At 70.4% G+C, this 26,638-nt stretch carries 26 protein-coding genes and 1 riboswitch; of the genes, 19 read left to right on the top strand and 7 right to left on the bottom strand.

Annotated elements, in window-relative coordinates; translation table 11 throughout:
• Window positions 1-74 precede the first annotated feature (74 nt).
• Window positions 75-536, top strand: coding sequence for an ATP-binding protein (locus tag AB0N14_RS14135; protein WP_366025917.1), 462 nt, complete (start codon window positions 75-77; stop codon window positions 534-536).
• Between the two features lie 53 nt (window positions 537-589).
• Here the strand turns inward: AB0N14_RS14135 and AB0N14_RS14130 are convergent, their stop codons facing one another.
• The 4 genes from AB0N14_RS14130 to AB0N14_RS14115 all read right to left on the bottom strand — a co-directional run bounded on the left by AB0N14_RS14130 (window position 590) and on the right by AB0N14_RS14115 (window position 3,345).
• Window positions 590-1,126 carry a DUF6328 family protein gene (locus AB0N14_RS14130; protein ID WP_366025915.1) on the bottom strand — a complete coding sequence of 179 codons (537 nt, stop codon included), beginning with the start codon at window positions 1,124-1,126 and terminating at the stop codon, window positions 590-592.
• 282 nt (window positions 1,127-1,408) lie between these two features.
• Entirely contained in the window at window positions 1,409-1,882 is a 474-nt protein-coding gene (locus AB0N14_RS14125; protein ID WP_366025914.1) for a C40 family peptidase, read from the bottom strand.
• Between the two features lie 3 nt (window positions 1,883-1,885).
• Window positions 1,886-2,081: riboswitch (cyclic di-AMP (ydaO/yuaA leader) on the bottom strand.
• Window positions 2,082-2,396: 315 nt separating this feature from the next.
• Entirely contained in the window at window positions 2,397-2,702 is a 306-nt protein-coding gene (locus AB0N14_RS14120; protein WP_366025913.1) for a hypothetical protein, read from the bottom strand.
• 7 nt (window positions 2,703-2,709) lie between these two features.
• Window positions 2,710-3,345, bottom strand: coding sequence for an ATP-dependent Clp protease proteolytic subunit (locus AB0N14_RS14115; RefSeq protein WP_366025912.1), 636 nt, complete (start codon window positions 3,343-3,345; stop codon window positions 2,710-2,712).
• Window positions 3,346-3,709: 364 nt separating this feature from the next.
• Between AB0N14_RS14115 and AB0N14_RS14110 the strand changes: the two genes are divergently transcribed.
• The 8 genes from AB0N14_RS14110 (at window position 3,710) to AB0N14_RS14075 (ending at window position 10,713) form a co-directional block, all read left to right on the top strand.
• On the top strand, window positions 3,710-3,985 hold the full coding sequence (locus AB0N14_RS14110) for a type II toxin-antitoxin system Phd/YefM family antitoxin (protein ID WP_263228719.1): 276 nt from the start codon (window positions 3,710-3,712) through the stop codon (window positions 3,983-3,985).
• A gap of 303 nt (window positions 3,986-4,288) precedes the next feature.
• The gene (locus AB0N14_RS14105; RefSeq protein ID WP_366025911.1) at window positions 4,289-4,591 is read left to right on the top strand and encodes an urease subunit gamma; all 303 of its coding nucleotides are present in this window, start codon (window positions 4,289-4,291) and stop codon (window positions 4,589-4,591) included.
• 14 nt (window positions 4,592-4,605) lie between these two features.
• Window positions 4,606-4,917, top strand: a complete 312-nt coding sequence (locus AB0N14_RS14100) for an urease subunit beta (RefSeq protein ID WP_366025910.1) — start codon at window positions 4,606-4,608, stop codon at window positions 4,915-4,917.
• Entirely contained in the window at window positions 4,910-6,631 is a 1,722-nt protein-coding gene (locus tag AB0N14_RS14095) for an urease subunit alpha (protein WP_366025909.1), read from the top strand. The genes AB0N14_RS14100 and AB0N14_RS14095 overlap by 8 nt, the downstream gene beginning before the upstream one ends.
• Window positions 6,631-7,305: an urease accessory UreF family protein gene (locus AB0N14_RS14090; RefSeq protein WP_366025908.1), complete on the top strand. Its 675-nt coding sequence runs from the start codon at window positions 6,631-6,633 to the stop codon at window positions 7,303-7,305. Before AB0N14_RS14095 ends, AB0N14_RS14090 begins: the two co-directional genes overlap by 1 nt.
• A gap of 241 nt (window positions 7,306-7,546) precedes the next feature.
• Window positions 7,547-8,224: an urease accessory protein UreG gene (ureG, locus tag AB0N14_RS14085; RefSeq protein WP_366025907.1), complete on the top strand. Its 678-nt coding sequence runs from the start codon at window positions 7,547-7,549 to the stop codon at window positions 8,222-8,224.
• A complete protein-coding gene (locus AB0N14_RS14080) occupies window positions 8,212-8,976 on the top strand; it encodes an urease accessory protein UreD (protein ID WP_366025906.1) in 765 nt (254 codons plus the stop codon). The genes ureG and AB0N14_RS14080 overlap by 13 nt, the downstream gene beginning before the upstream one ends.
• Window positions 8,977-9,114: 138 nt before the next feature.
• Complete coding sequence (locus AB0N14_RS14075) at window positions 9,115-10,713, top strand: alpha/beta hydrolase (protein WP_366025905.1); 1,599 nt, start codon at window positions 9,115-9,117, stop codon at window positions 10,711-10,713.
• Window positions 10,714-10,789: 76 nt separating this feature from the next.
• Here the strand turns inward: AB0N14_RS14075 and AB0N14_RS14070 are convergent, their stop codons facing one another.
• Window positions 10,790-11,515, bottom strand: a complete 726-nt coding sequence (locus tag AB0N14_RS14070) for a lysophospholipid acyltransferase family protein (RefSeq protein ID WP_366025904.1) — start codon at window positions 11,513-11,515, stop codon at window positions 10,790-10,792.
• A 1,116-nt stretch (window positions 11,516-12,631) separates the two neighbouring features.
• Between AB0N14_RS14070 and AB0N14_RS14065 the strand changes: the two genes are divergently transcribed.
• The 5 genes from AB0N14_RS14065 (at window position 12,632) to AB0N14_RS14045 (ending at window position 17,374) form a co-directional block, all read left to right on the top strand.
• A complete protein-coding gene (locus AB0N14_RS14065) occupies window positions 12,632-13,717 on the top strand; it encodes an S-(hydroxymethyl)mycothiol dehydrogenase (RefSeq protein ID WP_366025903.1) in 1,086 nt (361 codons plus the stop codon).
• A complete protein-coding gene (locus tag AB0N14_RS14060; protein WP_366025902.1) occupies window positions 13,717-14,346 on the top strand; it encodes an MBL fold metallo-hydrolase in 630 nt (209 codons plus the stop codon). The genes AB0N14_RS14065 and AB0N14_RS14060 overlap by 1 nt, the downstream gene beginning before the upstream one ends.
• Before the next feature lie 246 nt (window positions 14,347-14,592).
• The gene (locus tag AB0N14_RS14055) at window positions 14,593-14,955 is read left to right on the top strand and encodes a bifunctional 3-phenylpropionate/cinnamic acid dioxygenase ferredoxin subunit (RefSeq protein WP_200422084.1); all 363 of its coding nucleotides are present in this window, start codon (window positions 14,593-14,595) and stop codon (window positions 14,953-14,955) included.
• On the top strand, window positions 14,952-16,115 hold the full coding sequence (locus AB0N14_RS14050; RefSeq protein ID WP_366025901.1) for an FAD-dependent oxidoreductase: 1,164 nt from the start codon (window positions 14,952-14,954) through the stop codon (window positions 16,113-16,115). Before AB0N14_RS14055 ends, AB0N14_RS14050 begins: the two co-directional genes overlap by 4 nt.
• Window positions 16,116-16,240: 125 nt before the next feature.
• The gene (locus AB0N14_RS14045) at window positions 16,241-17,374 is read left to right on the top strand and encodes an aromatic ring-hydroxylating dioxygenase subunit alpha (protein ID WP_366025900.1); all 1,134 of its coding nucleotides are present in this window, start codon (window positions 16,241-16,243) and stop codon (window positions 17,372-17,374) included.
• Between the two features lie 49 nt (window positions 17,375-17,423).
• Here AB0N14_RS14045 and AB0N14_RS14040 read toward each other — a convergent pair whose 3' ends face one another.
• Window positions 17,424-18,221 (bottom strand): IclR family transcriptional regulator, encoded by a 798-nt coding sequence (locus AB0N14_RS14040; RefSeq protein WP_366025899.1) that lies wholly within the window; start codon window positions 18,219-18,221, stop codon window positions 17,424-17,426.
• 159 nt (window positions 18,222-18,380) lie between these two features.
• Here AB0N14_RS14040 and betA point away from each other — a divergent pair, with 159 nt between their 5' ends.
• A complete protein-coding gene (betA, locus tag AB0N14_RS14035; protein ID WP_366025898.1) occupies window positions 18,381-20,051 on the top strand; it encodes a choline dehydrogenase in 1,671 nt (556 codons plus the stop codon).
• A 3-nt stretch (window positions 20,052-20,054) separates the two neighbouring features.
• On the top strand, window positions 20,055-20,888 hold the full coding sequence (locus tag AB0N14_RS14030) for a 5,10-methylenetetrahydrofolate reductase (protein WP_366025897.1): 834 nt from the start codon (window positions 20,055-20,057) through the stop codon (window positions 20,886-20,888).
• A gap of 108 nt (window positions 20,889-20,996) precedes the next feature.
• Here AB0N14_RS14030 and purU read toward each other — a convergent pair whose 3' ends face one another.
• Window positions 20,997-21,869: a formyltetrahydrofolate deformylase gene (gene purU, locus AB0N14_RS14025; protein ID WP_366025896.1), complete on the bottom strand. Its 873-nt coding sequence runs from the start codon at window positions 21,867-21,869 to the stop codon at window positions 20,997-20,999.
• A gap of 207 nt (window positions 21,870-22,076) precedes the next feature.
• On the opposite strand from purU, the gene AB0N14_RS14020 reads away from it, so the two are divergent.
• Genes AB0N14_RS14020 through AB0N14_RS14010 form a run of 3 tightly spaced genes read left to right on the top strand, consistent with a single transcriptional unit; the run spans window position 22,077 to window position 26,634 of the window.
• Complete coding sequence (locus AB0N14_RS14020; RefSeq protein WP_366025895.1) at window positions 22,077-23,546, top strand: aldehyde dehydrogenase family protein; 1,470 nt, start codon at window positions 22,077-22,079, stop codon at window positions 23,544-23,546.
• Window positions 23,547-23,566: 20 nt separating this feature from the next.
• Entirely contained in the window at window positions 23,567-24,658 is a 1,092-nt protein-coding gene (locus AB0N14_RS14015; protein WP_366025894.1) for a glycine betaine/L-proline ABC transporter ATP-binding protein, read from the top strand.
• The gene (locus tag AB0N14_RS14010) at window positions 24,658-26,634 is read left to right on the top strand and encodes an ABC transporter permease subunit (RefSeq protein ID WP_366025893.1); all 1,977 of its coding nucleotides are present in this window, start codon (window positions 24,658-24,660) and stop codon (window positions 26,632-26,634) included. Before AB0N14_RS14015 ends, AB0N14_RS14010 begins: the two co-directional genes overlap by 1 nt.
• Window positions 26,635-26,638: the final 4 nt, after the last annotated feature.

The following is a 26,638-nucleotide window of genomic DNA, read 5'->3' as shown; positions in this document are numbered from 1 at the left end:
CAAGTCCGGGACCGTTACTCGTACCAACCGCTCCGTGTCGGACTCCGGTCCCGTAGGAAAGGGACGACGTCGCCATGGCAGACCATCAGGAAGCATCCGTCACTCTGCCGAGCGATCCCGCCTCGGTCTCCGCCGCCCGAAAATACGTCTCGAGCGTCCTCGTCGAATGGGGGATGCCCGGCGACGCCGAAGTCGCCGACACCGTCCGCCTGATCGTCTCCGAACTCGCCACCAACGCCGTTCAGCACACCCTCGGGCAGTCGCCCACGTTCACGGTCGACATCGCGCTCGACCGGGACGAGTTACTGCGCATCGGGGTCACCGACAGCCACCCGCGCTTCCCCAAGCGCCTGCCGGCGGCCGTGCAGCAGGACAACGGGCGGGGCATGGTGATCATCCGGTGTCTGACCGCCGAGTGCGGCGGGAAGCTGAGCGTGCGGCCCACGCGCGAAGGCGGCAAGACGGTCGCGATCGAACTGCCGTGGACGAAGCCGATGCAGCCGGTCGCGGCATCACCGGGACCAGGGGAAGCGTGAACGGTGCTCGCGCCGGGCCGCCGCCGTGCGTACCGCTGCCGAGGACCCGGCGGTCACCGGTGTCCCTCGTGCGGCTCTCGCTTCTCCGGCGCTCCGGTAGCCCGCCGCGGTGCGACGACCGCGCGCCGCACCACCCAGGGCAGGACGCGCCACAGTGCCACGCACACCAGCAGCGTTCCCGCGCCGGCCGCGATCCCGGCCACGCGGCCGAGGGACACGTCCACCACGAGCAGGACCGATCCGGTGAACGCCAGCATCAGCACGCCCATTCCGATCGTGGCCAGACGGGAGGAGACCTTCACGATGGCGGGCTTGGCGTTCTGCTGGAACAGCGACCGGTGCAGTGCGGCGGGCGCCGTGAACAGGGCCGCGGCCAGCATGGCGAGCAGGAGCGTCGTCACGTAGGTGGCGCGCTGCACCGTGTCCAGGGTCGGGAAGCGCTGGGTGAAGGCCAGCGTCAGCAGGAACGCGAACAGGATCTGCACCCCTGTCTGGGTGACACGCAGCTCCTGCAGCAACTCGGCGAAGTTGCGGTCGGCACGCTCCAGGGGGGTCTCGCGTCGTGCCTGCTCGGAAGGTCGATCGGCCATGGTCAACGAGTATCCGCTTCCCCTCTCCTCACGCCCGCCCCGGTGCGCCCGTCCTCACACGCCCGTGGGAGAACGGAGGCTCCCGACGGTCGCTCCTCGGGGTGACGGGCGCGGGCGTCCGCGACACGTTCGCGCGCCGCACCTACGGGGGTTCCAGCGCCCTGTTGCGCCCTTGTGCGCGCTGTGCCCTGCGCGCCCTCTGCTCCCAGCGGTGGGCTTGGCGGGTCCGGAGCGCGTCGAGGGGTGACGGCAGACAACCGCCGTCACCCCCGCCGTACGGCCTCAGCGGACGCGGCCGTACCAGACGCTCTTCGTCCAGATCTTCTCCAGCCTGACGACCGCCCCGGTCTTCGGGGAGTGCCAGATCTTGCCCTTTCCGGCGTAGATGCCGACGTGGTACACGTTCCGGCCCGAGTGGAAGAACACAAGGTCCCCGGACTGCCGTTGGGAGGCGGAGATGTGCCGCGTCTTGTTGTACTGCGCCGCCGCCGTCCGGGGCAGGGTCTTGCCCGCCTTCTTGAACGCGTACAGCGTCAGCCCGGAGCAGTCGAAGCGACGCGGTCCCGCGGCGCCGTACTGGTAGGGAGATCCCTTCTTGGACGCCGCGACCTGCAGTGCCTTCGTCGCAGGGGTCACGGCGGACGCGTCGGAGGCGATGCCGGGGACCGCAATGCTGCCGCCGACGGCGGCGATGGTGAGGGCGGAGGCCGTTCCGGCCCGGCCCAGCAGCGACGGGACTCGATTGAGCGCAGTCATGCGCAACCCTTCGTCAGCCGCCTGTGAAGGATGACCTGTCGGATTCGGGCTGGCGAAGTAGCCCGGCCGCTGACGCGGCTTCACCCCAAGGACCACCCGGATCTCTCCGGCGGCCCGCCTTGCTGGGTCCTCCACTCCTGCCGATCCACTCCTGTCGACCGGTCATCCGGGCGGCGGCAGGACTCGGCGTCCGCCCGGACCGCCCCGCCGCGGTGGCGGGGGCTTGTCGTCAGGAAGGGATCTTCACCTAAAGGCGTCGGAAAATCACAACGGAATCGGGGGTTTGTGGCATTACTCACCACTCGCCCGTTCGGGTGGACAACCTTTTGTTCGAAGGGGGTTGAGAGGGCGGGCGAGGCCCGGACCTGCATCGGAGCAGATCATTCCGCCCTGGCGCTCCACATGTTGTGCGACTGCTCCGGGCCTCCGGGAGGAGAGAGAACTACCCAGCCGGCGGTACCCCGTTCGGCCCGCATGGGCAACCGTCCGCCGTGCGTGGAGCGCTCACTCTTCGTCAGTCCGGGTCCGGCGGCAGCGTGACGCGGGCCGCGCGGCGCTCGCCGTCGAGGACACGGAGGGCCCGGGCGAGGGTCGGTCCGTGCAGCTCGTTCTCGCCGCGCTGGTGCATCAGCGTCAGCGCCTCGCGCAGCGCCGTCGCCTTGGTCACCAGGGCCTGGGCGGCGCGCAGGCCACGGTAGGTGTCCCCGGAGTGCGCCGGGTTGATACGGCCCAGCAGGTCGACCACGTCGAGATAACGGTCGATCAACTCCGCCTCGGCCCGGGTCAGCGCGGGCAGCGGGGGCAGTTCCGGTGGCAGCATCCGCGGCTCACCTCGCGCCGGGTGTGGTGCGCGAGGCCCTGCGGCTCGGGATGACGCGGTCGATCAGGCCGTACTCCACCGCCGCCGGCGCGTCGAAGATCGTGTCCCGCTCGATGTCGGCGGCGATCCGCTGCGGGCTCTGCCCGGTGTGCCGGACGAGCATCTCCTCCAGGCGGCCGCGGATCCGCGTCAGCTCGTCGGCCTGGATGAACAGGTCGCCGGCCTGCCCCTGAACCGGCTCCGGCAGGGACGGCTGATGGATGACCATACGGGCGCCAGGAAGCGCGAACCGCTTGCCGGGTGTGCCCCCGGCGAGCAGGACGGCCGCGGCGGACGCCGCCTGTCCGAGGCAGATCGTCTCCACGTCGCAGCCGACGTACTGCATCGTGTCGTAGATGGCGGCCATCGCGCTGTGGGAGCCGCCGGGGGAGTTGATGTACAGCGAGATGTCCCGGTCCGGGTCCAGGTACTCCAGGTGCATGAACTGCGCCATCACGTCGTTGGCCGACGTGTCGTCGACCGGCGTCTCGAGGAACACGATCCGCTCCTGGAGGAGCTTCGCGTACGGATCGAGGGTCCGGTGGCCGTAGCCGGTGCGTTCGGTGAACTCGGGCAGGACATGGCGGGCGGACGGTCGGTTCATGACATACGCCTCCTCGGGCTGGCTCCGTAAAAAAATGTACAGGACGTACGTTCTCCTTGGTGGGAAGCATGCTGTCAGCGAAAACGGCTGCGCGTCGGATCGAGCCCGCCCGAGGCCCCGCTTCCATCCCGGGAGGCCGGTGGAGGCTTCGGTCTAAGAGCCCCGAACAAGAGGGGAGTCAGATCAGCTCGCGGCGTCCGGCGCGTCCGATCGCAAGGCGCCGGAAGGTCCTCGTGGCGGAGCTACCAGGGCCTTCCGGCAGCGCGGCTGGGGGTGGTCCCCCCTGCTCGAAGAGCTTGGGGGAGTGCGTGCCAGGCGTCGCGAGCCGGGCGCCCATTTTGTTCGGGGCTCTAAGCTGGACGTCATGGCCTACGAGATTCCGGTGACGCAAGCCAGGGCTGAGCTCGCCGATCTGATCAACCGCGTCGTGTACGGCGGCGAGCGCGTCGTCGTGACGCGGCACGGAAAGCCTCTCGTCGCCCTGGTCTCCGCCGCCGACCTCGAGCGGCTCGCCGAGCTGGACGCCGCGGAGGAGCAGGTGATCAGCTCGGTCTCCAGCGTCCGCGAAGCCGGCTCGGCCCCCCGCGAACGCCACCGCTTCGGCATCGCTGCGGAACACCGGCGACCGGGCGCCTCCTGACGGGGGCCGGTGGCCGGGCGGCTCCTGACGGCGGGCGAAGGCCCTGCAGGACGGTCGAGGTGCGATGAACGGCGCGCCGCCGGACCCGGGCTCGGGCTCCGCGAGCCGTGCCGCGCCGCGGATTTTTTGCGTTCGGCGAGCGACGCGCCGGACTCGCGCCCGGCGCAGTGGCCGCCGGTCCCCGGTTAACGTGCTCGAAACGCGTTGCAATTAGCCTGCCCCTCCACGCCACCAGGCACTTTTGCCCCGTGGCTGCGGCAACCGGGCCCCGCACGGTCCGGAGCGAGGACTGTGAGGTGGGACGTGCAACTGACCCCGCACGAGCAAGAGAGGCTGCTGATCCATGTGGCGGCCGACGTCGCCGAGAAGCGCCGGGCCCGGGGGCTGAAGCTCAACCACCCCGAGACGGTCGCGCTCATCACGTCGCACATCCTCGAAGGCGCACGGGACGGACGTACCGTCGCCGAGCTCATGGCCTCCGGGCGCAAGCTGCTCACCCGGGACGACGTCATGGAGGGCGTCCCCGAGATGATCCACGACGTCCAGGTCGAGGCGACCTTCCCGGACGGCACCAAGCTCGTCACCGTCCACGACCCGATCGTCTGACGGGGGGAGGCCGCATGATTCCCGGAGAGATCCTGCTCGACGACGGCCCGATCGTCTACAACGAGGGCCGCGAGGTCACCCGGCTCACCGTCCTCAACGCCGCCGACCGGCCCGTCCAGGTCGGCTCCCACTACCACTTCGCCGAGGCCAACCCCGGCCTGGACTTCGACCGGGCCGCCGCGCGCGGCAAGCGGCTGAACATCGCCGCCGGGACCGCCGTGCGCTTCGAGCCCGGCATCCCCGTGGACGTCGAACTCGTCCCGCTCGCCGGGGCCCGTGTGGTGCCCGGACTCCGCGGGGAGACCGGAGGTGCCCTCGATGCCTGAGATCTCGCGCGCCGCGTACGCCGACCTGTTCGGCCCGACCACCGGGGACCGCATCCGGCTCGCCGACACCGACCTCCTGATCGAGATCGAGGAGGATCGTGCCGGCGGTCCCGGGCTCGCCGGTGACGAGGCCGTGTTCGGCGGGGGCAAGGTCATCCGGGAATCCATGGGCCAGTCCCGCGCCACCCGCGCGGACGGCACCCCCGACACCGTCATCACCGGCGCCGTCATCATCGACCACTGGGGCATCGTCAAGGCGGACGTCGGCATCCGCGACGGCCGCATCACGGCCATCGGCAAGGCGGGCAACCCGGACACCATGGACGGGGTCCACCCCGACCTGGTCCTCGGCCCGGAGACGGAGATCATCGCCGGCAACGGCCGCATCCTCACCGCCGGCGCCATCGACGCGCACGTCCACTTCATCTGCCCCCAGATCGCCGACGAGGCCCTCGCCGCCGGTATCACCACGCTGGTCGGCGGCGGCACCGGACCCGCGGAGGGCTCCAAGGCGACCACCGTCACGCCCGGCCCCTGGCACCTCGCCCGGATGCTGGAGGCGATGGAGGGCTTCCCGCTCAACATCGGCCTCCTCGGCAAGGGCAACACCGTCTCGCACGACGCGATGCTCTCCCAGATCCGCGGCGGCGCCCTCGGCCTGAAGCTGCACGAGGACTGGGGCTCCACGCCCGCCGTCATCGACGCCGCCCTGACCGTCGCGGACCGCACCGGCATCCAGGTCGCCATCCACACGGACACGCTCAACGAAGCCGGGTTCGTCGGTGACACCCTCGCCGCGATCAACGGCCGGGGCATCCACGCCTACCACACCGAAGGCGCGGGTGGCGGGCACGCGCCGGACATCATGACCGTGGTGTCCGAGCCGCACGTGCTGCCCAGCTCCACCAACCCCACCCGGCCGTTCACCGTCAACACCGCCGAGGAACACCTCGACATGCTGATGGTCTGCCACCACCTGAACCCCGCCGTGCCGGAGGACCTGGCCTTCGCGGAGTCACGGATCCGGCCGTCCACGATCGGGGCGGAGGACATCCTCCACGACCTGGGCGCCATCTCGATCATCTCGTCCGACTCCCAGGCCATGGGGCGCGTCGGCGAGGTCGTCCTGCGGACCTGGCAGACCGCCCACGTGATGAAGCGACGGCGGGGCACGCTGCCGGGCGACGGCCGCGCGGACAACCACCGCGTACGTCGCTATGTCGCCAAGTACACGATCAACCCGGCCCTCGCCCAGGGCCTCGCCCGCGAGATCGGGTCCGTCGAGACCGGCAAACTCGCCGACCTCGTGCTGTGGGAGCCCGCGTTCTTCGGCGTCAAGCCCCAGCTCGTGATCAAGGGCGGGCAGATCGCGTACGCCCAGATGGGCGACGCCAACGCGTCCATCCCGACCCCGCAGCCGATCCTGCCGCGCCCGATGTACGGGGCGATCGGGCGCGCGCCCGCGTCCAACTCCTTCAACTTCGTGGCACCGCTCGCGATCGAGGACGGGCTGCCGGAGCGGCTGGCACTGGGGAAGAGGTTCGTGGCCATCGAGTCGACGCGCGGCGTCACCAAGGCGGACATGCGCGAGAACGACGCCCGGCCCCGGGTCGAGGTCGACCCGGACAGCTTCGCCGTCCACATCGACGGCGAGCTGGTCGAGGCGACACCCGCCGCGGAACTGCCCATGGCCCAGCGCTACTTCCTCTTCTGATGTCCCGGGCAGCGCTTCTCGTCCTGGCCGACGGCCGCTTCCCCGCCGGAGGGCACGCCCACTCCGGCGGGGCCGAGGCGGCCGTCCGCGCGGGACGGATCACCGGGGCCGCGAGTCTGGAGGACTTCTGCCGCGGGCGGCTGCGCACGGCCGGGCTGGTGTCCGCCTCGCTGGCCGCGGCGGCCGCCCTCGGCGTCGACCCGGCCCTGCTCGACGCCGCCGCGGACGCCCGTACGCCGTCGGCCGCGCTGCGCGTCACCGCGCGCAGGCTGGGGCGGCAGCTGATGCGGGCCGCTCGGGCGACATGGCCCTCCGGGGAACTGGACGCTCTTGCGCACGCGTTCCCCAAGGGGGCGCATCAGCCAGTTGTCCTGGGGGTGACGGCGCGCGCGGCAGGGCTGGGGGCCGAGGATGCGGCGTACTGCTCGGCCTATGAGAGTGTCAGCGGGCCGGCGACCGCTGTTGTGCGGTTGTTGAGTCTCGATCCGTTCGACGCCACGGCGGTTCTGGCTCGGCTCGCGCCGGAGCTCGATCGTGTTGCCGATCGGGCAGTGGAGGCGGGTCGGCGCGTGCTCGACGACGGGGTCGAGAGGTTGCCTGCGGCTTCGGCGCCGTTGTTGGAGATCGGCGCTGAGGCGCATGCCGCCTGGCCCGTGCGCCTGTTCGCATCCTAGGAGGTTTGTCGCCCGCGCCCGCCCCTACCCCTTCCCGTCCCCCAGGGGCTCCGCTCCTGCGACCCCACCAGGGGGCTCCGCCCCCTGGACCCCGTCGGCCTGAACGGCCTCGTCCTCGAACTCCCCCCAAGCTCTTCGAGTAGGGGGATCCCCAGACGGGCTGGTGGTGCCGGACCCGGCTGAGAAGGCGCCGCCCTCTGAGCTTCGTTCGACCTCAGCCATGAAATCCTGGAGCCGCTTTATGCACCTCGACCACACTCACGACGGCCCCTCCGCCCTCAGCGCCGACGCCCACCGGCCCGACGGATCCCGCCGAGCTCTGCGTATCGGGCTCGGCGGGCCCGTCGGGTCAGGGAAGACCGCCACGGTCGCCGCGCTCTGCCGAGCCCTGCGGGACGAGTTGTCGCTCGCCGTCGTGACCAACGACATCTACACCCGGGAGGACGCCGAGTTCCTGCTGCGGGAGGCCGTGCTGCCGCCTGAGCGGATCACCGCCGTGGAGACCGGCGCCTGTCCGCACACCGCCATCCGGGACGACATCTCCGCCAACCTCGAAGCCGTCGAGGACCTGGAGGACGCCGTCGGGCCGCTCGACCTCATCCTCGTCGAGTCCGGCGGCGACAACCTCACCGCCACCTTCTCCAAGGGGCTCGTCGACGCGCAGATCTTCGTCATCGACGTCGCCGGCGGGGACGACATCCCGCGCAAGGGCGGTCCCGGTGTCACGACCGCCGATCTGCTCGTCGTCAACAAGACGGACCTGGCGCCGTACGTCGGTTCCGACCTCGCCCGGATGGCCGCCGACGCCAAGGCGCAGCGGGGCGAGCTGCCCGTCGTCTTCCAGTCGTTGCGCAGTGAGGCCGGTGTGGGCGCGGTCGCCGACTGGGTGCGGCAGCGGCTCGCCGCATGGGCGGCGTGACCACGGGGGTACGGGCCACCGCGCGGATCGTGGCCCGGGACGACGGCCGGGGCGGTACGGCCCTGCCGGTGCTGGCGGGCGAGGGGCCGCTCGCGCTGCGCCGGACGCGGGCGCGGGACGACGAGGCGCGCGTGATGCTCGTCGGCGCGATGAGCGGGCCGCTCGGCGGGGACCACTTCACCGTCGAGGCCGAGGTGGGAAGTGGCGCCCTGCTGCACGTCGGATCGGCCGCCGCGACCATCGCGCTGCCCGGGCAGGCGAAGGGCGAGGCCCGTTACGACCTCCGGCTCGACGTGGCCGCGGACGGTGAACTGCGCTGGCTGCCCGAACAGTTGATTTCGGCCAACGGAAGCGAGCTGTACGTCTCCTCGCGCATCGACCTCGCGCCGGGCGCCCGTCTCGTCTTCCGCGAGGAACAGGTCCTCGGGCGCGCCGGTGAGGAGCCCGGGCGGCTCACCAGCCGTCTCACCGTACGGCTTGACGGACGGCCGCTGCTCGACCAGGAGGTGGCCTGCGGACCGGGCGCCCCCGGCGGCTGGGACGGGGCCGCCGTGCTGGCGGGACATCGGGCGCTCGGGCAACTGCTCGTCGTGCGGCCCGAGTTCGAGCGAACGCCGGCGACGGCACGGCCGCTCGGGGAGTGCGCCGCGCTCACCCCGCTGGCCGGGCCGGGCGTGCTCGTCACCGCGGTCGCGCCCGACGCGCTGCGGCTGCGGCGGACGCTGGACGAGGCGTTGCGCGCACTTGGCTGAAACCCGACTCCCCGCTCAACGGACAGCGCTGTACCGGTTATCGGATTGGTAAAGAAAGTCAAATACCCCCTGTTCTCAGGGAGCTCACAGCCGAAAGGATCCCCCGTACCCAACGCAACGATGTACGGGAGGTCCCTCTTGAGGGGAATCAGACCGACGAGGCGAGCGTCCGCGCTCGGCTCCGCGGGGGCGCTCGTCACGGCGACGCTGATAGCCGGCGCCGTGGCGGCACCGTCGGCCACCGCCGACTCGCGCCACGGCCAGGACCGGGAGGCCCGCGGCGCCGCGATCGCCGCCGCACGGGCCGCCAAGGACGGGATCGACTGGCAGGACTGCCCGGCCGACTGGGGCCTGGAGAAGCCCATCCAGTGCGGCTGGGTGACCGTCCCGCTCGACTACGCCCACCCGAACGGCAAGCAGATCAGGCTCGCCGTCGACCGCATCGGGAACACGGGCACCAAGCAGGAGCGCCAGGGCGCCCTCGTCTACAACCCGGGCGGACCCGGCGGTTCCGGGCTGCGCTTCCCGCGCCGGGTCACCACCAAGAACCCCGTCTGGGCCAACGTGGCGAAGGCGTACGACTTCGTCGGCTTCGACCCGCGCGGCGTCGGCCACTCGGCGCCCATCTCCTGCGCGGACCCGCAGGAGTTCGTGAAGGCGCCCAAGGCGGACCCGGTCCCCGACTCCGAGGCGGACAAGCTCGCTCAGCGCAAGCTGGCGCGGGAGTACGCGGAGGGCTGCCTGGAGCGCACCGGCCGCGCGATGCTCCAGCAGATGACCACGCCCAACACCGCGCGCGACCTGGACGTCATCCGTGCCGCGCTGGGCGAGAAGAAGCTCAACTACCTGGGCGTGTCGTACGGCACCTACCTGGGCGCCGTCTACGGCACGCTGTTCCCGGGCCACCTCCGGCGCATGATCGTCGACAGCGTGGTCAACCCGTCGCGCGAGAAGATCTGGTACCAGGCCAATCTCGACCAGGACGTCGCCTTCGAGGGCCGCTGGAAGGACTGGGAGGACTGGGTCGCCGCGAACGACGCCTCCTTCCACCTGGGTACCACCCGCGCGGCGGTGCAGGAGAAGTGGCTGAAGCTGCGCGCCACGGCGAAGAAGAGCCCGATCGGCGGTGTCGTCGGCCCGGCCGAGCTGATCTCCTTCTTCCAGAGCGCCCCGTACTACGACTCCTCGTGGGTGCCGGTCGCCACCGTCTTCAGCAAGTACGTCGCCGGAGACACCCAGGCGCTCGTCGACGCGGCGGCGCCGGACCCGTCGGACACGGCGGGCAACATCGCCTCCGAGAACGGCAACGCCGTCTACACGGCCGTCGAGTGCACCGACGCCAAGTGGCCGAAGAGCTGGCGGAAGTGGGACCGGGACAACACCCGGCTCAACAAGGACTACCCCTTCATGACCTGGGCCAACGCATGGATGAACCTGCCGTGCGCCACCTGGCCCGTCAAGCAGCAGAACCCGGTCGACGTGGGGACCGGCAAGGGCCTGCCGACCGTCCTGATCGTGCAGTCCACCCGTGACGCCGCGACGCCCTTCGACGGCGCGGTCGAGCTCCACAAGCGCTTCGAGGGCTCCCGCCTGATCATCGAGAAGGACGCGGGCTCCCACGGTGTGACCGGTCTGGTCAACCCGTGCATCAACAACCGGGTCGACACCTACCTGCTCACCGGCAGGACGGACGGCGCCGACGTGACGTGCACGCCGCACGCCACGCCGAAGCCGTAGTACGCGGTCTTCGCCACACGCACGCGCGAAGGGGCGGCCGATCCCGGCCGCCCCTTCGTCGTCCGCCGACGTGCCCTCAACTCAGCGGCAGCCGCGGGAGCTTGCGAGCCCGCTCCGCGTTCTTCGCCCCCTCCTCCGCCTTGACGACCGCCGCGTACTGATCGACGTACTCCTGCTCGGACAGGGAGAGGATGGCGTACATGATCTCGTCGGTGATGGCGCGCAGGACGGCCTTCTCGTTCTCCATGCCGGCGTAGCGGGAGAAGTCCAGGGGCTTGCCGAAGCGGATCACCACGGGGTGCATGCTGGGGATGACCTGGCCCGGCGGCTGCGCCTCGAAGGTGCCGATCATCGCGCAGGGGATGACCGGCACCTTCGCCTTGAGGGCCATCACCGCGACGCCCACCTTGCCCTTGTAGAGGCGGCCGTCGTGGGAGCGGGTGCCCTCCGGGTAGATGCCCAGCAGTTCACCCTTGCCGAGGACGCCGAGGCCCTCGCGGATCGCGGCCTGCCCGGCCTCCTTGCCGGAGCGGTCCACCGGGATCTGACCGGCGCTGCGGAAGAACGCGGCGGTGAGCCGGCCCTTGATGCCGGGGCCGGTGAAGTACTCGGCCTTGGCGAGGAATGTGATGCGCCGTTTGAGGATCGCGGGCATCAGGAAGTGGTCGGAGAAAGAGAGATGGTTGCCGGCGATGATGGCCGGCCCCTGAGCCGGAACATGTTCGAGGCCCTCGATGCGCGGCCGGAAGACCAGTCTCAGCAGCGGTCCGAGAAGGACGTATTTGAGCAGGTAATAGAACACGGCTGGCCCCTCACTCTGCCATGTCGGCTTCGAACCGGCGCTTTTCCCAGGTCAAGGCCAGGGTCCCAAGGGTTGGCCCAGGTGCGACTGTAGTCATCTGTAACCGCCTTTGGTCGGGCTCATGCTGCTTCAGGGCTTCCTTCAGAAGCCGGCCGCACCCGCCCGCTTCGAAGTGACGTCAGGGCGATGATGCCCCGTGCAGGTCTGTGTTCCTCCGGCTTCACCGGGGGAGCGCGGCAGCCCACGGTGCCACGGTGAAGCAGAGGGGACCGAGCGGACGGAAGCCCCGATCACCGGGGCCGTGCCCACATGCCGACGCTCCTTGCCCAGCCGTCGGCCTCAGCGCCCGGTTCATCGAGGCCGCCGACTGCGAGCCCGTTCGTGTGATTGGCTCCGGCAGCACGGCCAATTCCCGGGAGAGTGGTATGGCCGACTCGACTCCGTACCGGCCCCTGGAGAGCGTGCATCGCGTCGAGCGAAGACCGGGGGCTCACAGCTCGCCGCCATGCTGCCCGACCCGGCCGGGACGAGACCCGCCTACCGCCACCTGGCCCAGGCGATCAGCGCGCTGGTACCGAGCCCATCGCCTCGGCGCCGGCCGAGAGCGCACTGGACTACGGCGTGCGGATCGAGGGCGGCGCCTACTTCGCGACACCGACCCCGGCATCTTCGAACAACGCCTCCTCATCCCCTGCACCATGCCTCCCGACACCCTGCGCGAGGCCGTGCGCCGTATGGCCACCGCCCTCGCCGACGGCCTCCTGCCCTCGGCCGCCGCCGGCCGGCCCCGCTGGGTGGCCTGAGCCCGTCGCGTCGAAGGTTTGTACAGACCGGGGCTCACCGCCCGCTGTCACCAGCCGCGAGCAGGCTGGTGACCTTCGTCGTCACCTCCGGCAAGGCTGACGACGGGCGTCAGCGCAGCGCGGCCTCGCTCGTGTGGCCGGCAGCGCGATACGGTCCGCCCTTGCCCGGACCAATGCCGACAGCTTCCCTCGGATTGCATGACGGATCCTTGACCCCTGCTGCGCTCTCCACGATGCTGTGTTGCGAAATACGAGATGCGTGTCGTAATAGGCAACGGCAACGTCTCGACCTTCTGTCAGCCGAGGAGTGGCCATGGCTCACCAGGTCCGTGCTGTCGTCGCCCGGGGCAAGGGCGCCCCCGTCAGCCTGGAAACGATCGTCGTGCCCGACCCCGGTCCGGGCGAGGCGCTGGTCAAGATAGAGGCCTGCGGCGTCTGCCACACCGATCTGCACTACCGCGAGGGCGGCATCAGCGCCGACTTCCCCTTCCTGCTGGGGCATGAGGCCGCGGGCGTGGTGGAAGCGGTGGGCGAGGGTGTCACGGACGTGGCGCCCGGTGACTTCGTCATCCTCAACTGGCGTGCGGTATGCGGCCAGTGCCGTGCCTGTCTGCGCGGTCGGCCGTGGTACTGCTTCAACACGCACAACGCCCAGCAGAAGATGACCTTGACCGACGGCACGGAGCTGTCGCCCGCGCTCGGCATCGGTGCCTTTGCCGAGAAGACGCTGGTGGCGGCCGGGCAGTGCACCAAGGTGGACCGGGCGGCGTCGGCCGCCGCCGCCGGACTGCTGGGGTGCGGCGTGATGGCGGGCATCGGCGCGGCGATCAACACCGGGAACGTGGGACGCGGTGACAGCGTGGCCGTCATCGGCTGCGGCGGTGTCGGGGACGCGGCGGTCGTCGGATCGAACCTGGCGGGTGCGGCGAAGATCATCGCCGTGGACATCGACGACCGCAAGCTGGCCACCGCGGAGAAACTGGGCGCGACCCACACGGTCAACTCGAGGGAGACCGATCCGGTGGCGGCGATCCGGGACCTGACCGGCGGATTCGGCGCCGATGTCGTCATCGAGGCGGTGGGCCGTCCGGAGACCTACCGACAGGCCTTCTACGCCCGCGACCTGGCCGGCACGGTCGTTCTGGTCGGCGTACCGACCCCCGAGATGCAGTTGGAGCTGCCGCTGCTGGACGTCTTCGGCCGAGGCGGGGCGCTGAAGTCGTCCTGGTACGGCGACTGCCTGCCCTCCCGCGACTTCCCCATACTCATCGACCTCTATCTGCAGGGCCGCCTGGACCTGGACGCCTTCGTCACCGAGACCATCGCACTGGACGAGGTCGAGAAGGCCTTCGAGCGCATGCACCACGGCGACGTGCTGCGCTCGGTGGTGGTGCTGTGATGGACGCGCGCATCGAACGGCTCGTCACCTCGGGGCAGTTCACCCTCGACGGCGGCACCTGGGACGTCGACAACAACGTGTGGATCGTCGGCGACGACCACGAGGTGATCGTCATCGACGCCGCGCACGACGCCGACGCCATCGCCGCCGCCGTCGGCGACCGGCGCCTGACGGCGATCGTGTGCACCCACGCCCACAACGACCACATCGGCGCAGCCCCCGCCCTGGGCGAGCGCACCGGCGCCCCGGTCCTCCTGCACCCCGACGATCTGCCGCTGTGGAAGCAGACCCATCCGGACCGGGCGCCCGACGCGGAACTGACAGACCGGCAGACCGTGGCGGTCGCCGGCGCCGAGCTGACCGTGCTCCACACGCCCGGCCACGCCCCGGGCGCCGTCTGCCTGTACGCGCCGGCTCTCGGCGCCCTCTTCAGTGGCGACACGCTCTTCGCCGGCGGTCCGGGGGCGACGGGGCGGTCGTACAGCGACTTCCCCACCATCATCGACTCGATCGGTCGACGCCTCCTGGCGCTGCCCGGCGACACCGTCGTACACACCGGCCACGGGGAGACGACCACCATCGGCGCCGAAGCGCCGCACCTTCAGGAGTGGATCGACCGCGGCTTCTGACCGCCGCAGCACGGCCTCGCCCCGGTGACGTCCGACGACGGCGCCGTCGGCGAGGCCGCCGCTGCCCCGCGCCCACGCCTGTCGCGCCTGCTCACCTCCGCTTTCGAGGGCGCTTCGGCGTGCGCGGAGAACCGGCCGCGGACCCGGCTCAACCCGGGCCTTGGACGCCTTGACAACGGTTCAGGACGGCCCGCAGACTGACGTTGCGCTAATCGCAATCCGTTTCGCTATACGCACCGAGGTGTCATGATGATTCCCGCGTGCCGTCTCGCGGATCTGCCGCGAGGCGAGGCCCACCGGCTCGACATCGACCCGCCGGTCTCGGTGTTCCACACCGATGACGGCGAGCTCTTCGCCATCGACGACACCTGCACCCACCAGGACGCCTCGCTCGCCGACGGCTGGCTGGAGGGCTGCGAGGTGGAATGCCCGCTGCACGCCTCGAAGTTCGACCTGAGGACCGGAGCGGTGGACGCCCCGCCGGCCAAGCTGCCGGTGCGGACCCACGAGGTCCTGGTCGAGGACGGCATGATCTACGTCCAGCTGTCGACCGAGGCCCCCAACCTGCCGCCCTGCATCGCCTCCCGCCTGGCCGGAGGCCCCGCGTGAGGACCGTCGCCGTGGTGGGCGCCTCGCTGGCCGGACTGTCGGCCGCGCGCTCGCTGCGGAAACGGGGGTACGACGGTCGGCTGGTCGTCATCGGCGACGAGCCCCACCGCCCGTACGACAGGCCGCCGCTGTCCAAGGAGTTCCTCGCCGGCACACTCGGCGAAGCGGATCTCGCGCTGGAGAGGGACGACGAGGACCTGCAGGCGGAATGGGTGCTCGGCACCCGTGCCACCGGGCTCGACCGCGCCGAGCGGGTGATCCGGCTCGCCGACGGCCGGGAGATCCGTGCCGACGGTGTCGTCATCGCGACCGGTGCGGCCGCGCGCACGCTGCCCGGCACCGAGGGCCTCGCCGGCGTCCATGTGCTGCGCACCCTGGACGACGCCCGCGCCGTGCGCGACGACCTGGCCCGCGGCGGGCGGCTGGTGGTGATCGGCGGCGGATTCATCGGCGCCGAGGTCGCCTCCACCGCCTACACCCTCGGAGTGGACGTGACGGTGGTCGAAGCGGCCCCCACCCCGCTTGCCGGACCGCTCGGCGAGACCATGGGCGGCGTCGTCTCCGCCCTCCACGCGGACCACGGCGTACGGCTCCTGTGCGGAATGGGGGTCAAGGGGCTGAGCGGGGAGCGGCGCGTGGAAGCCGTGCTGCTCGAGGACGGCCGCAGCATCCCCGCCGACACCGTCGTCGTGGGTGTGGGCGCACGTCCCTGCGTCGAGTGGCTCGAGGGATCCGGCGTCGCGCTCGACAACGGCGTGAAGTGCGGGGCCGACGGCCGCACCGGCCTCGCCGGAGTGGTGGCCGTCGGCGACTGCGCCAACTGGTACGACCCGCACACCGGAACCCACCGGCGCGTGGAGCACTGGACGGGCGCACTGGAGCGGCCCGACGCGGCCGTGGCCACGCTGCTCGCGTACGGCGCGACGCAGCCGGGCGTGCCGCGGCCGCCGTACTTCTGGTCCGACCAGTACGGCGTGAAGATCCAGTTCGTCGGCCATGCCGCCGGTGCCGACAGTGTGACGGTCGAGGAAGGCGCCACCGACGAGCGGAGTTTCCTGGCCGTCTACCGCAGGGCCGGTACGCCGGTCGCCGTGCTCGGGATGAACCAGCCGAGGCTGTTCACCCGTTGGCGCAAGCAGTTCACCGCGGCCAGGTCTTGACACCGCCGATGCGGCCTCTCATGCTGCGTTGCATATGACACGCAGCGTTGCTTCATACACAACGCAGCCCGTGCTCTTCCCGGCGCGTGCCCGACCCTTCCATGACGTTTCCCGAGGAGTGCAGCGTGACCTCGACAAGCCTGCCGGAGAGCCTGATCGCCACCCTCCCCGGCTCCTCCTACACGGACCCCGGCATCTTCGCCCAGGAACAGGAGCGGATCTTCGAGACGATGTGGTTCTGCGTCGCCCGGGCGTCCGACCTGCCCAAGCCCGGCGCCTTCCGCACCGTCGACGTGGGCCGCGAGAGCATCCTCGTCACCCGGGCCCGGGACAACTCCGTACGCGCCTACTTCAACGTCTGCCGGCACCGCGGCGCCAAGCTCTGCACGGAGGAGACCGGCGAGGTCAAGCGCGCCTTCCAGTGCCCGTACCACGCGTGGACCTACGACCTGAACGGCAAGCTCGTCGCGGCCCCCAACCTCACCAAGATGCCCGACGTCGGCCGCACCGAGTACGGCCTGGTGAGCGTGGCCGTCCGCGAATGGCTCGGCTACGTCTGGGTGTGCCTCGCGGAGAACCCGCCCTCCTTCGAGGAGGACGTCATCGGCGAGGTGATCACCCGCCTCGGCGACGTGGAGTCGATCGAGCGCTACGACATCGACAACCTGGCGGTGGGCAAGCGGATCGTCTACGACGTCAAGGCGAACTGGAAGCTCATCATCGAGAACTTCATGGAGTGCTACCACTGCGCCACGATCCATCCGGAACTGACCGAGGTGCTCCCCGAGTTCGCGGACGGCTACGCGGCTCAGTACTACGTCGGCCACGGCGCCGAGTTCGGCGGGGAGATCCAGGGCTTCACCGTCGACGGCTCCGAGGGCCTCGACCGTATCCCCGGGGTCTCCGAGGAGCAGGACCGCCGCTACTACGCGATCACCGTCAAGCCGCAGGTCTTCATCAACCTGGTGCCCGACCACGTGATCTTCCACCGCATGTACCCGGTGGCGGTCGACCGCACGATCGTCGAGTGCGACTGGCTCTACCTGCCGGGCGTGGTGGAGAGCGGCAAGGACGTCAGCCGTTCCGTGGAGCTCTTCGACCGCGTCAACCGCCAGGACTTCGACGCCTGTGAGCGCACGCAGCCCGGTATGAGCTCCCGGCTGTACGCCAAGGGCGGCGTGCTCGTGCCCAGCGAGCACCACATCGGCGCCTTCCACGACTGGGTGCACGAGCGCCTCGGCACCCGGCAGCCGGAGTAGCCCTGGGGGAGGCGGAGGGGCCGCGGCCGGCGCGCACGCGAAAGCACGCTCAGCCGAGGTATCCCATGCGGTGGCTGATCTCCTCCGCACCCTTGAGGAGCACCGGCGCGAGCTCGTGCATGCGCTCCTCGGTGAACCGGTACGAGGGTCCGGAGGCGCTGATCGACGCGATGACCTGGCCTTCGCGGTCGCGGATCGGCGCCGCCATCGCGTGCAGTCCGATCTCCAGCTCCTCCAGCGTCCAGGCGTAGCCGCGCTCGCGGGCCTCCGCGAGGTTCTTCTCCAGCTTCGTCTTGGCGGTGACCGTGTGGGGGGTCACCTTCTTCAGGCCGGCCTCCGCCAGCAGCGCGGCGCGCTCCTTGGCGGGCAGGTGGGCCAGCAGGATCTTGCCGCTGGAGGTGGCGTGCAGCGGGGTCAGCTCCCCGACCCAGTTGTGCGCGGCGACGGCGGCGGGACCGCGCACCTGGTACAGGTTGATCGCGTAGTGCTCCTGCATGACGGCGATGTTGACCGTCTCGCCGATCTCCTCCGCGAGGCGCTCGCACACCGGACGGCCCTGCTGGGTGAGGTCGAGGCGCCCCGTGACCGCGCCCGCCAGGCGTACGATGCCGAAGCCGAGCCGGTACTTGCCGCGCTCGCCCGACTGCTCCACAAGACCGCGCGCCTCCAGGGCGCCGAGCAGCCGGAACGCGGTGGACTTGTGGACATCGATCTCGGCGGCCACCTCGCTGACGCCTGCCTCGCCGCGTTGGGCCAGGATCTCGAGCACACTGATGGCGCGGTCGACGGACTGCACCCCGCCGGCGTGTGAACCGTTCGTTTCGGTATCCGGACTGAAGTTGCTCATGGTGAAACTATACGCGCAGTAAACAACGACCATGCAAGTAACCCCCGCGAAACGAAGACCTTGCAAGTTGCGCTTTCCGCAACCTAGTGCGTATAGCGATACCCGTACTAGCATGCCCCGCGTATCGACGGCGCGAGCGAGCGAGCGAGACGAGGCACCATGGCTCCCCTGCATTACGACTTCGTCATCGTCGGCGGTGGATCAGCCGGCAGCGCACTGGCGAACCGGCTCTCGGCCGACCCCGGAAACCGGGTGCTCGTGCTGGAGGCGGGCCGCTCCGACTACCCCTGGGATGTGTTCATCCACATGCCCGCGGCGCTGACCTACCCCATAGGCAGCCGCTTCTACGACTGGAAGTACGAGTCCGAGCCCGAACCCCACATGGGCGGTCGGCGCATCTACCACGCCCGCGGCAAGCTGCTGGGCGGCTCCAGCAGCATCAACGGAATGATCTTCCAGCGCGGCAACCCGATGGACTACGAGCGCTGGGCCGCCGACCCCGGCATGGAGACCTGGGACTACGCGCACTGTCTGCCGTACTTCCGGCGGATGGAGAACTGCCTCGCGGCCGACCCCGACGACCAGTTCCGCGGCCACGACGGTCCCCTCGTCCTCGAGCGCGGCCCGGCGACCAACCCGCTCTTCACCGCCTTCCTCAAGGCCACCCAGGAGGCGGGCTACGCCCCCACGGACGACGTCAACGGCTACCGGCAGGAGGGTTTCGCCAAGTTCGACCGCAATGTCCACCGCGGGCGTCGGCTGTCGGCCTCGAAGGCGTACCTCAAGCCCGCGATGAAGCGGCCGAACCTCACGGTGAGGACCCGCGCCTTCGTCACCCGAGTCCTCTTCGAGGGCAAGCGCGCCGTCGGCGTCGAGTACCGGCACGGCCGTGGCGCGCCTCAGCAGGTCAGGGCCGGTGAGGTCATCCTGTGCGGCGGCGCCATCAACTCCCCGCAGCTGCTCCAGCTCTCCGGCGTCGGCAACGCCGCCGAGCTGTCCGCCCTCGGCATCGACGTCGTCCACGACCTGCCGGGTGTCGGTGAGAACATGCAGGACCACCTGGAGGTGTACGTCCAGTACGCCTGCAAGCAGCCCGTTTCCATGCAGCCGTACATGGCGAAGTGGCGCGCCCCCTTCATCGGGCTGCAGTGGCTGTTCCGCAAGGGCCCGGCGGCCACCAACCACTTCGAGGCCGGTGGTTTCGCCCGCAGCAACGAGGACGTCGAGTACCCCAACCTGATGTTCCACTTCCTGCCCGTCGCGGTCCGCTACGACGGCTCCTCACCGGCCGGGGGCCACGGCTACCAGGTGCACGTCGGGCCCATGTACTCCGACGCCATCGGCTCCGTGAAGATCAAGAGCAAGGACCCGCGCGAACACCCCGCGCTGCGCTTCAACTACCTGTCCACCGAGCAGGACCGCCGCGAGTGGGTCGAGGCCATCCGCGTCGCCCGCCAGATCCTCGACCAGCCCGCGCTCGCCCCCTACAACGGCGGCGAGATCTCGCCCGGACCCTCCGTCGAGTCCGACGAGGAGATCCTCGCCTGGGTCGCCAAGGAGGGCGAGACCGCCCTGCACCCCTCGTGCACCTGCAAGATGGGCACCGACGAGATGTCCGTCGTCGACCCGCTGAGCATGAAGGTGCACGGCTTGGAGGGGCTGCGCGTGGTGGACGCCTCGGTGATGCCGTACGTCACCAACGGCAACATCTACGCCCCGGTGATGATGATCGCCGAGAAGGCGGCCGACCTCATCCTCGGCAAGGAGCCGCCGGCGCCCTCCAAGGCCGCCTACTACCGGCACCGCGACGCCCAGAAGCAGGCCGGGTAGGCCTTGGGCGCCGAGGCCCTGCGGGCGCTGCTCGGCCGCGTCCGCTACGAGGTGCTGCCGGCGAAGGCGACCGAGGAGAAGGTCCTCGCCCATGTTCCGCCCGACGTCGTGGTCACGGTCACGGCGTCGCCGGTCAAGGGCCTGGAGCCGACCCTTGCCCTCACCGAACGGCTCACCGCGCACGGCTTCCGCGTCGTCCCGCACGTGCCCGCACGTCTGCTGCGGGACGACGCGCACCTGAAGGACGTCGCCGAGCGGCTGCGTGCGGCGGGTGTCGACGACGTGTTCGTGCCGGCGGGAGACGCCGATCCGCCGGCCGGGACCTACGACGGGGCCCTGCCGGTGCTGCGCAGGCTCAGCGAGCTGGGCAGGCCCTTCGCGCACATGGGGATCACCGGCTATCCGGAGAGCCATCCGCTCATCCACGACGACATCACCATCCAGGCGATGTGGGACAAGCGCGCGCACGCCACGTACATCGTCGGCAACCTGTGCTTCGACCCGCGCGTGCTCGGCGACTGGATCCCCCGGATAAGGCGCCGGGAAATCACGCTGCCCGTGTACGTGGGGGTCGCCGGGCCGGTGCAGCGGGCCAAGCTGTTGACCATGGCGACGAAGATCGGCGTGGGGGAGTCGACGCGCTTCCTGAGCCGGCACCCGTCGTGGTTCCTGCGGTTCGCGACGCCGGGCGGGTACGCGCCCGAGAGACTGCTCACGCGCGCGGCGGAGACGCTCACGGCGCCCTCGTCGGGCGTGGCGGGCCTGCACCTGTTCACCTTCAACCAGATCGCGGAGACCGAGAGCTGGCGCCGCGCACTGCTCGACGGGCTCGGCTGAGCCCGGACAGCCGTATGTACCGGACAGCCGTATACAACAGCCGTGTACGAACATCGGGCGGGGCCGGAACCCCGGTGGTTCCGGCCCCGCCCGATCGGCAGGAGCGCCTCAGCGGAAGACGACCGTGCGGTTGCCGTCCACCATCACGCGGCTCTCGGTGTGCCACTTCACCGCGCGGGCCAGGACCTGGGCCTCGACGTCGCGGCCGACCGTGACCAGTTCGTCGGGGTCGAGGGAGTGGTCCACCCGGACCACGTCCTGCTCGATGATCTGGCCCTCGTCCAGGTCCGGCGTCACATAGTGGGCCGTCGCGCCGACCAGCTTCACACCGCGCTCGTACGCCTGCTGGTAGGGCTTCGCGCCCTTGAAGCTCGGCAGGAAGGAGTGGTGGATGTTGATGGCGCGGCCCTCCAGCTCCTTGCACAGGTCGTCGGAGAGCACCTGCATGTAGCGGGCCAGGACCATGAGGTCGACGTCCAGCTCCCGGACCAGCTCCAGCAGGCGCGCCTCGGCCTCGGGCTTGGTCTCCTTGGTCACCGGGATGTGGTGGAAGGGGACGTCGTAGGTCTCCGCGAGGGTCTCGAAGTCCCGGTGGTTGGAGACGATGGCCGGGATCTCGATGTTGAGGGCGCCGGTGCGGCGGCGGAAGAGCAGGTCGTTGAGGCAGTGACCGAACTTCGAGACCATGATCAGCGTCCGCGTCGGCGTCGCGGCGTCCCGGAGGGTCCAGGAGATGCCGTGGGCCTCGGCGACGGGGCCGAAGCGGTAACGCAGATGTTCCAGGGTGATGTCCGGATCGGACACATCGAAGTGGACCCTCATGAAGAAGCGGCCCCGAAGGCGCTCGTCGAACTGCTGGCTCTGCAGGATGTTGCCCGAGTTCCTGACCAGGAAGCCACTCACGGCATGGACCAGTCCGGCTCTGTCCGGGCAGGAGAAGGTGAGGACGTACTCGTCGCCGGGTTGCGGTCGAGGGGACATGCGCAGGCCTCCGTCGGGTGCGTAATGCACAACGCGATGAGCAATACGCAACATAGTTGGGGTGAAGGCGGTCGGCGGTCAAGACGGGGGACGTTCGTCCCTTGTGAAAACGACGGGACCTCTTGACGTACGTCGGCCCTTCGGTCAGGGTTCCCCCACAAGCAATTCGATGCGCGATGCGCAACGAACGGTCGAAGGGCTCCGCGCGTGGCAGACCTGTATGTGGACGGAGAATGGCGCGAGGCGGTGGCCGGAGGTCACCGTGAGATCCGCTGTCCCGCCGACGGCACGCCGGTCGCGACCGTGTCCGAGGGGACACGCGCCGACACCGAGGCCGCGATCGCCGCGGCCCGACGCGCCTTCGACGAAGGCCCCTGGCCGCGCACCCCCGAGCGCGAGCGCGGCGTCCTGCTGCTGCGCACCGCCGACATCCTCGAACGCGATGCCAAGGAGTTCGCCCGCGCCGAGTCGCTCGACACCGGCAAGCGCCTGGTCGAGAGCGAGTACGACATCGCCGACGTCGTCTCCTGCTTCCGCTACTACGGCGGCATCGCCGGCACCAGCGCCGGCCGGGTGGTCGACACCGGCCGCGACGACGCCCTCAGCCGGGTCACCTACGAACCCGTCGGCGTCTGCGGACTGATCACCCCCTGGAACTACCCGCTGCTCCAGGCGTCCTGGAAGGTCGCCCCGGCACTCCTCGCGGGCAACACCATCGTGCTCAAGCCCAGCGAGCTCACGCCCTCCACCTCGATCCTGCTGATGAAGGCGCTCGAGGAGGCCGGACTCCCGGCCGGCGCGGCCAACCTCGTCCTGGGCGCCGGAGCGGAGGTCGGCGCGCCCCTGTCGGTGCACCCGGACGTCGACATGGTGTCCTTCACCGGGGGCCTTGAGACCGGGCGCCGCATCATGGCCACCGCCGCCGCGACGGTGAAGAAGGTCGCCCTGGAACTCGGCGGCAAGAACCCCAACGTGGTCTTCGCGGACGCCGACTTCGACACGGCGGTCGACTTCGCGCTCACCGCCGTCTTCCTGCACTCCGGACAGGTCTGCTCGGCCGGCGCCCGCCTGATCGTCGAGGACTCCCTGCACGACGCCTTCGTCGAGGAGATCGTGCGCCGCGCCCGGCTCATCCGCCTCGGCGGCCCGTTCGACCCCCAGGCCGAGACCGGGGCGCTGATCTCCGCACAGCACCTGGAGAAGGTCGAGGCGTACGTCTCCGCAGGGCTCGCCGAGGGCGCCGTACTGCGCTGCGGCGGCGAGCGCCCCGACGACCCCGCGCTGGCGGGCGGCTTCTACTATCCGCCCACCGTCCTCGACGAGTGCCGGCAGGACATGCGGGTGGTGCACGAGGAGTCCTTCGGCCCCGTGCTCACCGTCGAGCGCTTCCGTGACGAGGACGACGCCGTCCGCATCGCCAACGACACGGAGTACGGACTCGCCGGCGCCGTCTGGACGCAGGACGCCGGCAAGGCCCAGCGGGTCGCTCGCCGGCTGCGCCACGGCACGGTCTGGATCAACGACTACCACCCCTATGTGCCGCAAGCGGAATGGGGTGGCTTCGGGCACTCGGGCGTCGGCCGGGAGCTGGGACCGACCGGCCTCGACGAATACCGAGAGCCAAAGCACGTCTGGCAGAACATCCAACCCCGGCCGCAGCACTGGTTCCGCGGCTGAACGCCGAAAAGAGGTCGATCGTGACCCCCACACAGACCGAGGTGTCGCAGCGGCGCGGCACGTCCCAGGACTCCCAGGACCGGACCCCGGTCATCTCCGTGCGCCGGCTGTGGAAGGTGTTCGGGCCGAAGGCCGACCAGGTGCCGGACTCCGAGGAACTGTGCGGGCTGACTCGCCGCGAGCTCATGGACCGCACCGGGTGCACCGCCGCCGTACGCGACGTGAACTTCGACGTGTCGCCCGGCGAGGTCTTCGTCGTCATGGGCCTGTCCGGCTCCGGCAAGTCCACCCTGGTGCGATGTCTGACCCGGCTGATCGAACCCACCGCGGGCGAGGTGGTCTTCGAGGGCGAGGACATCCGCGGCGCCGACGCCAAGCGGCTGCGGGACATGCGGCGCAGCAAGTTCTCCATGGTCTTCCAGCACTTCGGCCTGCTGCCGCACCGCAGGGTCGTCGAGAACGTGGCGTTCGGCCTGGAGATCCGGGGCATGGGCAAGGCCGAGCGGACCAGGCGCGCTCTGGAGGTCGTGGAGCTGGTGGGCCTGGCCGGATACGAGAACTCCTATCCCGACCAGCTCTCCGGCGGCATGCAGCAGCGCGTCGGCCTCGCCCGCGCCCTCGCGGGTGACCCCGACGTCCTCTTCTTCGACGAGCCGTTCTCCGCCCTCGACCCGCTGATCCGCCGCGACATGCAGAGCGAGGTCATCCGCCTGCACCACGAGGTCGGCAAGACCATGGTGTTCATCACCCACGACCTCTCCGAGGCCCTGAAGCTGGGCGACCGCATCCTGATCATGCGCGACGGCAGGATGGTCCAGTGCGGCACCGGCGACGAACTCGTCGGCGCCCCCGCCGACGACTACGTACGGGACTTCGTCAAGGACGTGCCGCGCGGCGATGTCCTGACCCTGCGCTGGATCATGCGCCCCGCCCAGCCCGACGACGCACTCGACGGCCCCGAGCTGGGCCCGGACGTCGTGGTGCGCGAGGCCACCCGGGCGGTGCTGGCGGCCGAGAAGCCGGTCAAGGTGGTCGAGGGCGGCAAGCTGCTCGGCATCGTCGGCGACGAGGAGATCCTCTCCGTCGTCGCCGGACAGGAAGGCGGTGCGTGATGGCCGTCGCCGCCGACGCGGCCGCGCCGATCGCGACCGTACGCAGAAAGGTCAGCCGTCCCACGGTGCTGGCGGCGATCCTGATCGTCTGGGTGGTGCTCTTCGCCGTGCTGCGCGGCCGGCAGACGCTGTCCCTCGCCGCGGCCGATCTGACCGGTCTGCACCGCTGGTTGAACGACGTCAACGACAGCATCGGCGCCAACCGCAACTCCAACCCGCTCTTCCTGTACTTCTTCAACGAGATCCGCTTGGTCATCGACAACCTGGTGACCTTCGTCCAGTCCCTGGTCTCGCAGCCCACCGGCGGCCGCCCGGTCCCGCAGATCGGCTGGCTCGGCGTCGTCGGCCTCACCGGCTACGTCTCCTGGGCCGTGGGCAACTGGCGGGTCGCCCTGCTCGCCGTGGCCGGTTTCACGTTCTTCGGGCTGCAGGGGCTGTGGCAGGAGAGCATGGACACCCTGGCGCTGACCCTGTCGGCGGTCATCGTGGCGCTGGTCATCGGCATCCCGCTCGGCGTGTGGGCCGGTCTCTCCGACCGGTTCAACCGGATCATGACGCCCTTCCTGGACTTCATGCAGACGATGCCGACCTTCGTCTACCTCGCCCCGCTGACCCTGATCTTCCTCATCGGCGGGGCATCCGCCGTGATCACCACAGTGATCTACGCGGCACCGCCCGCCATCCGCATCACCGCGCACGCCATCCGCTCCGTGCCCGAGACCACCGTCGAGGCGGCGGACTCGCTCGGCACGACGCGGTTGCAGCAACTGCTGAAAGTGCTGCTGCCGATGTCCAAGCGCACGGTGGTCATGGGCGTCAACCAGACCATCATGGCCGCCCTGGCCATGGTGACCATCGCCGCCCTGATCGACGCGCCCGGGCTCGGCAAGACCGTCGTCCAGGCCCTGCAGTCGCTCGACGTCGGCACCGCCTTCAACGCCGGCCTCGCCATCGTCGTCATGGCCATCGTCCTCGACCGGGTCACCACGGCCGCTGCCGCACGAACCGAGGCGGCCCGACGCACGGGCGGCCGGCTCCTCAAGTGGCGCCGGCCGATGCTGGTGGCCGGCGGGATCACGGCCGCGGTCCTGGTCTATCTGTCCCACACCTACGTCTGGGCGGCCGAGTTCCCCGGCAACGGCGGCACCGGCAGTCACATCGCGAGCGCGGCCGACACCACGACCACCTGGCTGCAGGACCATCTCTCGGGCCTGACCAACGCGCTTCGGGACGTCATCACCAACGGCCTGCTCAACCCGTTCCAGACGCTGCTCACCGACTCCCCGTGGTGGCTCGTCGGCGTCACCCTGGCCGCGCTCGGCGCGGTGCTCGGCGGCTGGCGCGCCGGGGTGACGGCCGCCGTGTGCGTCGGGCTGCTCGTCGGCACGGGCCTGTGGTCGGACGGCATGACGACCCTCGCCTCGACCGCCGTGGCCACAGTGCTGGTGATGCTGCTCGGTGTCGTCTTCGGTGTGTGGATGGGACGCAGCCTGCTCGTGGACCGGCTGGTGCGGCCCACCCTGGACGCCGCACAGGTGATGCCGCCGTTCGTCTATCTCGTGCCGTTCCTGGCGCTCTTCGGCGCCACCCGCTTCACCGCGATCGTCGCGGCCGTCGTCTACGCGGCACCCGTCGCGATCAAGATCATCGCGGACGGTGTGCGGAACGTCTCCGAGTCCACCGTGGAGGCGGCCACCTCGGCCGGGTGCAACACCTGGCAGATCATCACCAAGGTTCAGCTGCCGATGGCACGCAGCGCCCTGACTCTCGCGACCAACCAGGGGCTGATCTACGTGCTGTCGATGGTTGTTGTGGGCGGCCTGGTGGGGGCCGGCGCCCTCGGCTACGACGTCGTGGCCGGATTCTCGCAGGGAGAGCTGTACGGCAAGGGGCTGGCGGCGGGACTCGCCATCGTACTGCTCGGAGTCATGTTCGACCGGATCACTCAGGCTGCGGCGCGACGCACCAGGGCATAAGGAG

Source organism: Streptomyces sp. NPDC051104 (assembly GCF_040682835.1).
GTDB lineage: Bacteria > Actinomycetota > Actinomycetes > Streptomycetales > Streptomycetaceae > Streptomyces > Streptomyces cynarae.
This window is presented reverse-complemented; position numbering and strand designations above follow the sequence as displayed.

Coding starts and splice junctions, on each gene's coding strand:
- AB0N14_RS14135 (WP_366025917.1), top strand. CDS start 75: ATGGCAGACCATCAGGAAGCATCCGTCACTCTGCCGAGCGATCCCGCC.
- AB0N14_RS14130 (WP_366025915.1), bottom strand. CDS start 1,126: ATGGCCGATCGACCTTCCGAGCAGGCACGACGCGAGACCCCCCTGGAG.
- AB0N14_RS14125 (WP_366025914.1), bottom strand. CDS start 1,882: ATGACTGCGCTCAATCGAGTCCCGTCGCTGCTGGGCCGGGCCGGAACG.
- AB0N14_RS14120 (WP_366025913.1), bottom strand. CDS start 2,702: ATGCTGCCACCGGAACTGCCCCCGCTGCCCGCGCTGACCCGGGCCGAG.
- AB0N14_RS14115 (WP_366025912.1), bottom strand. CDS start 3,345: ATGAACCGACCGTCCGCCCGCCATGTCCTGCCCGAGTTCACCGAACGC.
- AB0N14_RS14110 (WP_263228719.1), top strand. CDS start 3,710: ATGGCCTACGAGATTCCGGTGACGCAAGCCAGGGCTGAGCTCGCCGAT.
- AB0N14_RS14100 (WP_366025910.1), top strand. CDS start 4,606: ATGATTCCCGGAGAGATCCTGCTCGACGACGGCCCGATCGTCTACAAC.
- AB0N14_RS14095 (WP_366025909.1), top strand. CDS start 4,910: ATGCCTGAGATCTCGCGCGCCGCGTACGCCGACCTGTTCGGCCCGACC.
- AB0N14_RS14090 (WP_366025908.1), top strand. CDS start 6,631: ATGTCCCGGGCAGCGCTTCTCGTCCTGGCCGACGGCCGCTTCCCCGCC.
- ureG (WP_366025907.1), top strand. CDS start 7,547: ATGCACCTCGACCACACTCACGACGGCCCCTCCGCCCTCAGCGCCGAC.
- AB0N14_RS14080 (WP_366025906.1), top strand. CDS start 8,212: ATGGGCGGCGTGACCACGGGGGTACGGGCCACCGCGCGGATCGTGGCC.
- AB0N14_RS14065 (WP_366025903.1), top strand. CDS start 12,632: ATGGCTCACCAGGTCCGTGCTGTCGTCGCCCGGGGCAAGGGCGCCCCC.
- AB0N14_RS14060 (WP_366025902.1), top strand. CDS start 13,717: ATGGACGCGCGCATCGAACGGCTCGTCACCTCGGGGCAGTTCACCCTC.
- AB0N14_RS14055 (WP_200422084.1), top strand. CDS start 14,593: ATGATGATTCCCGCGTGCCGTCTCGCGGATCTGCCGCGAGGCGAGGCC.
- AB0N14_RS14040 (WP_366025899.1), bottom strand. CDS start 18,221: ATGAGCAACTTCAGTCCGGATACCGAAACGAACGGTTCACACGCCGGC.
- betA (WP_366025898.1), top strand. CDS start 18,381: ATGGCTCCCCTGCATTACGACTTCGTCATCGTCGGCGGTGGATCAGCC.
- purU (WP_366025896.1), bottom strand. CDS start 21,869: ATGTCCCCTCGACCGCAACCCGGCGACGAGTACGTCCTCACCTTCTCC.
- AB0N14_RS14010 (WP_366025893.1), top strand. CDS start 24,658: ATGGCCGTCGCCGCCGACGCGGCCGCGCCGATCGCGACCGTACGCAGA.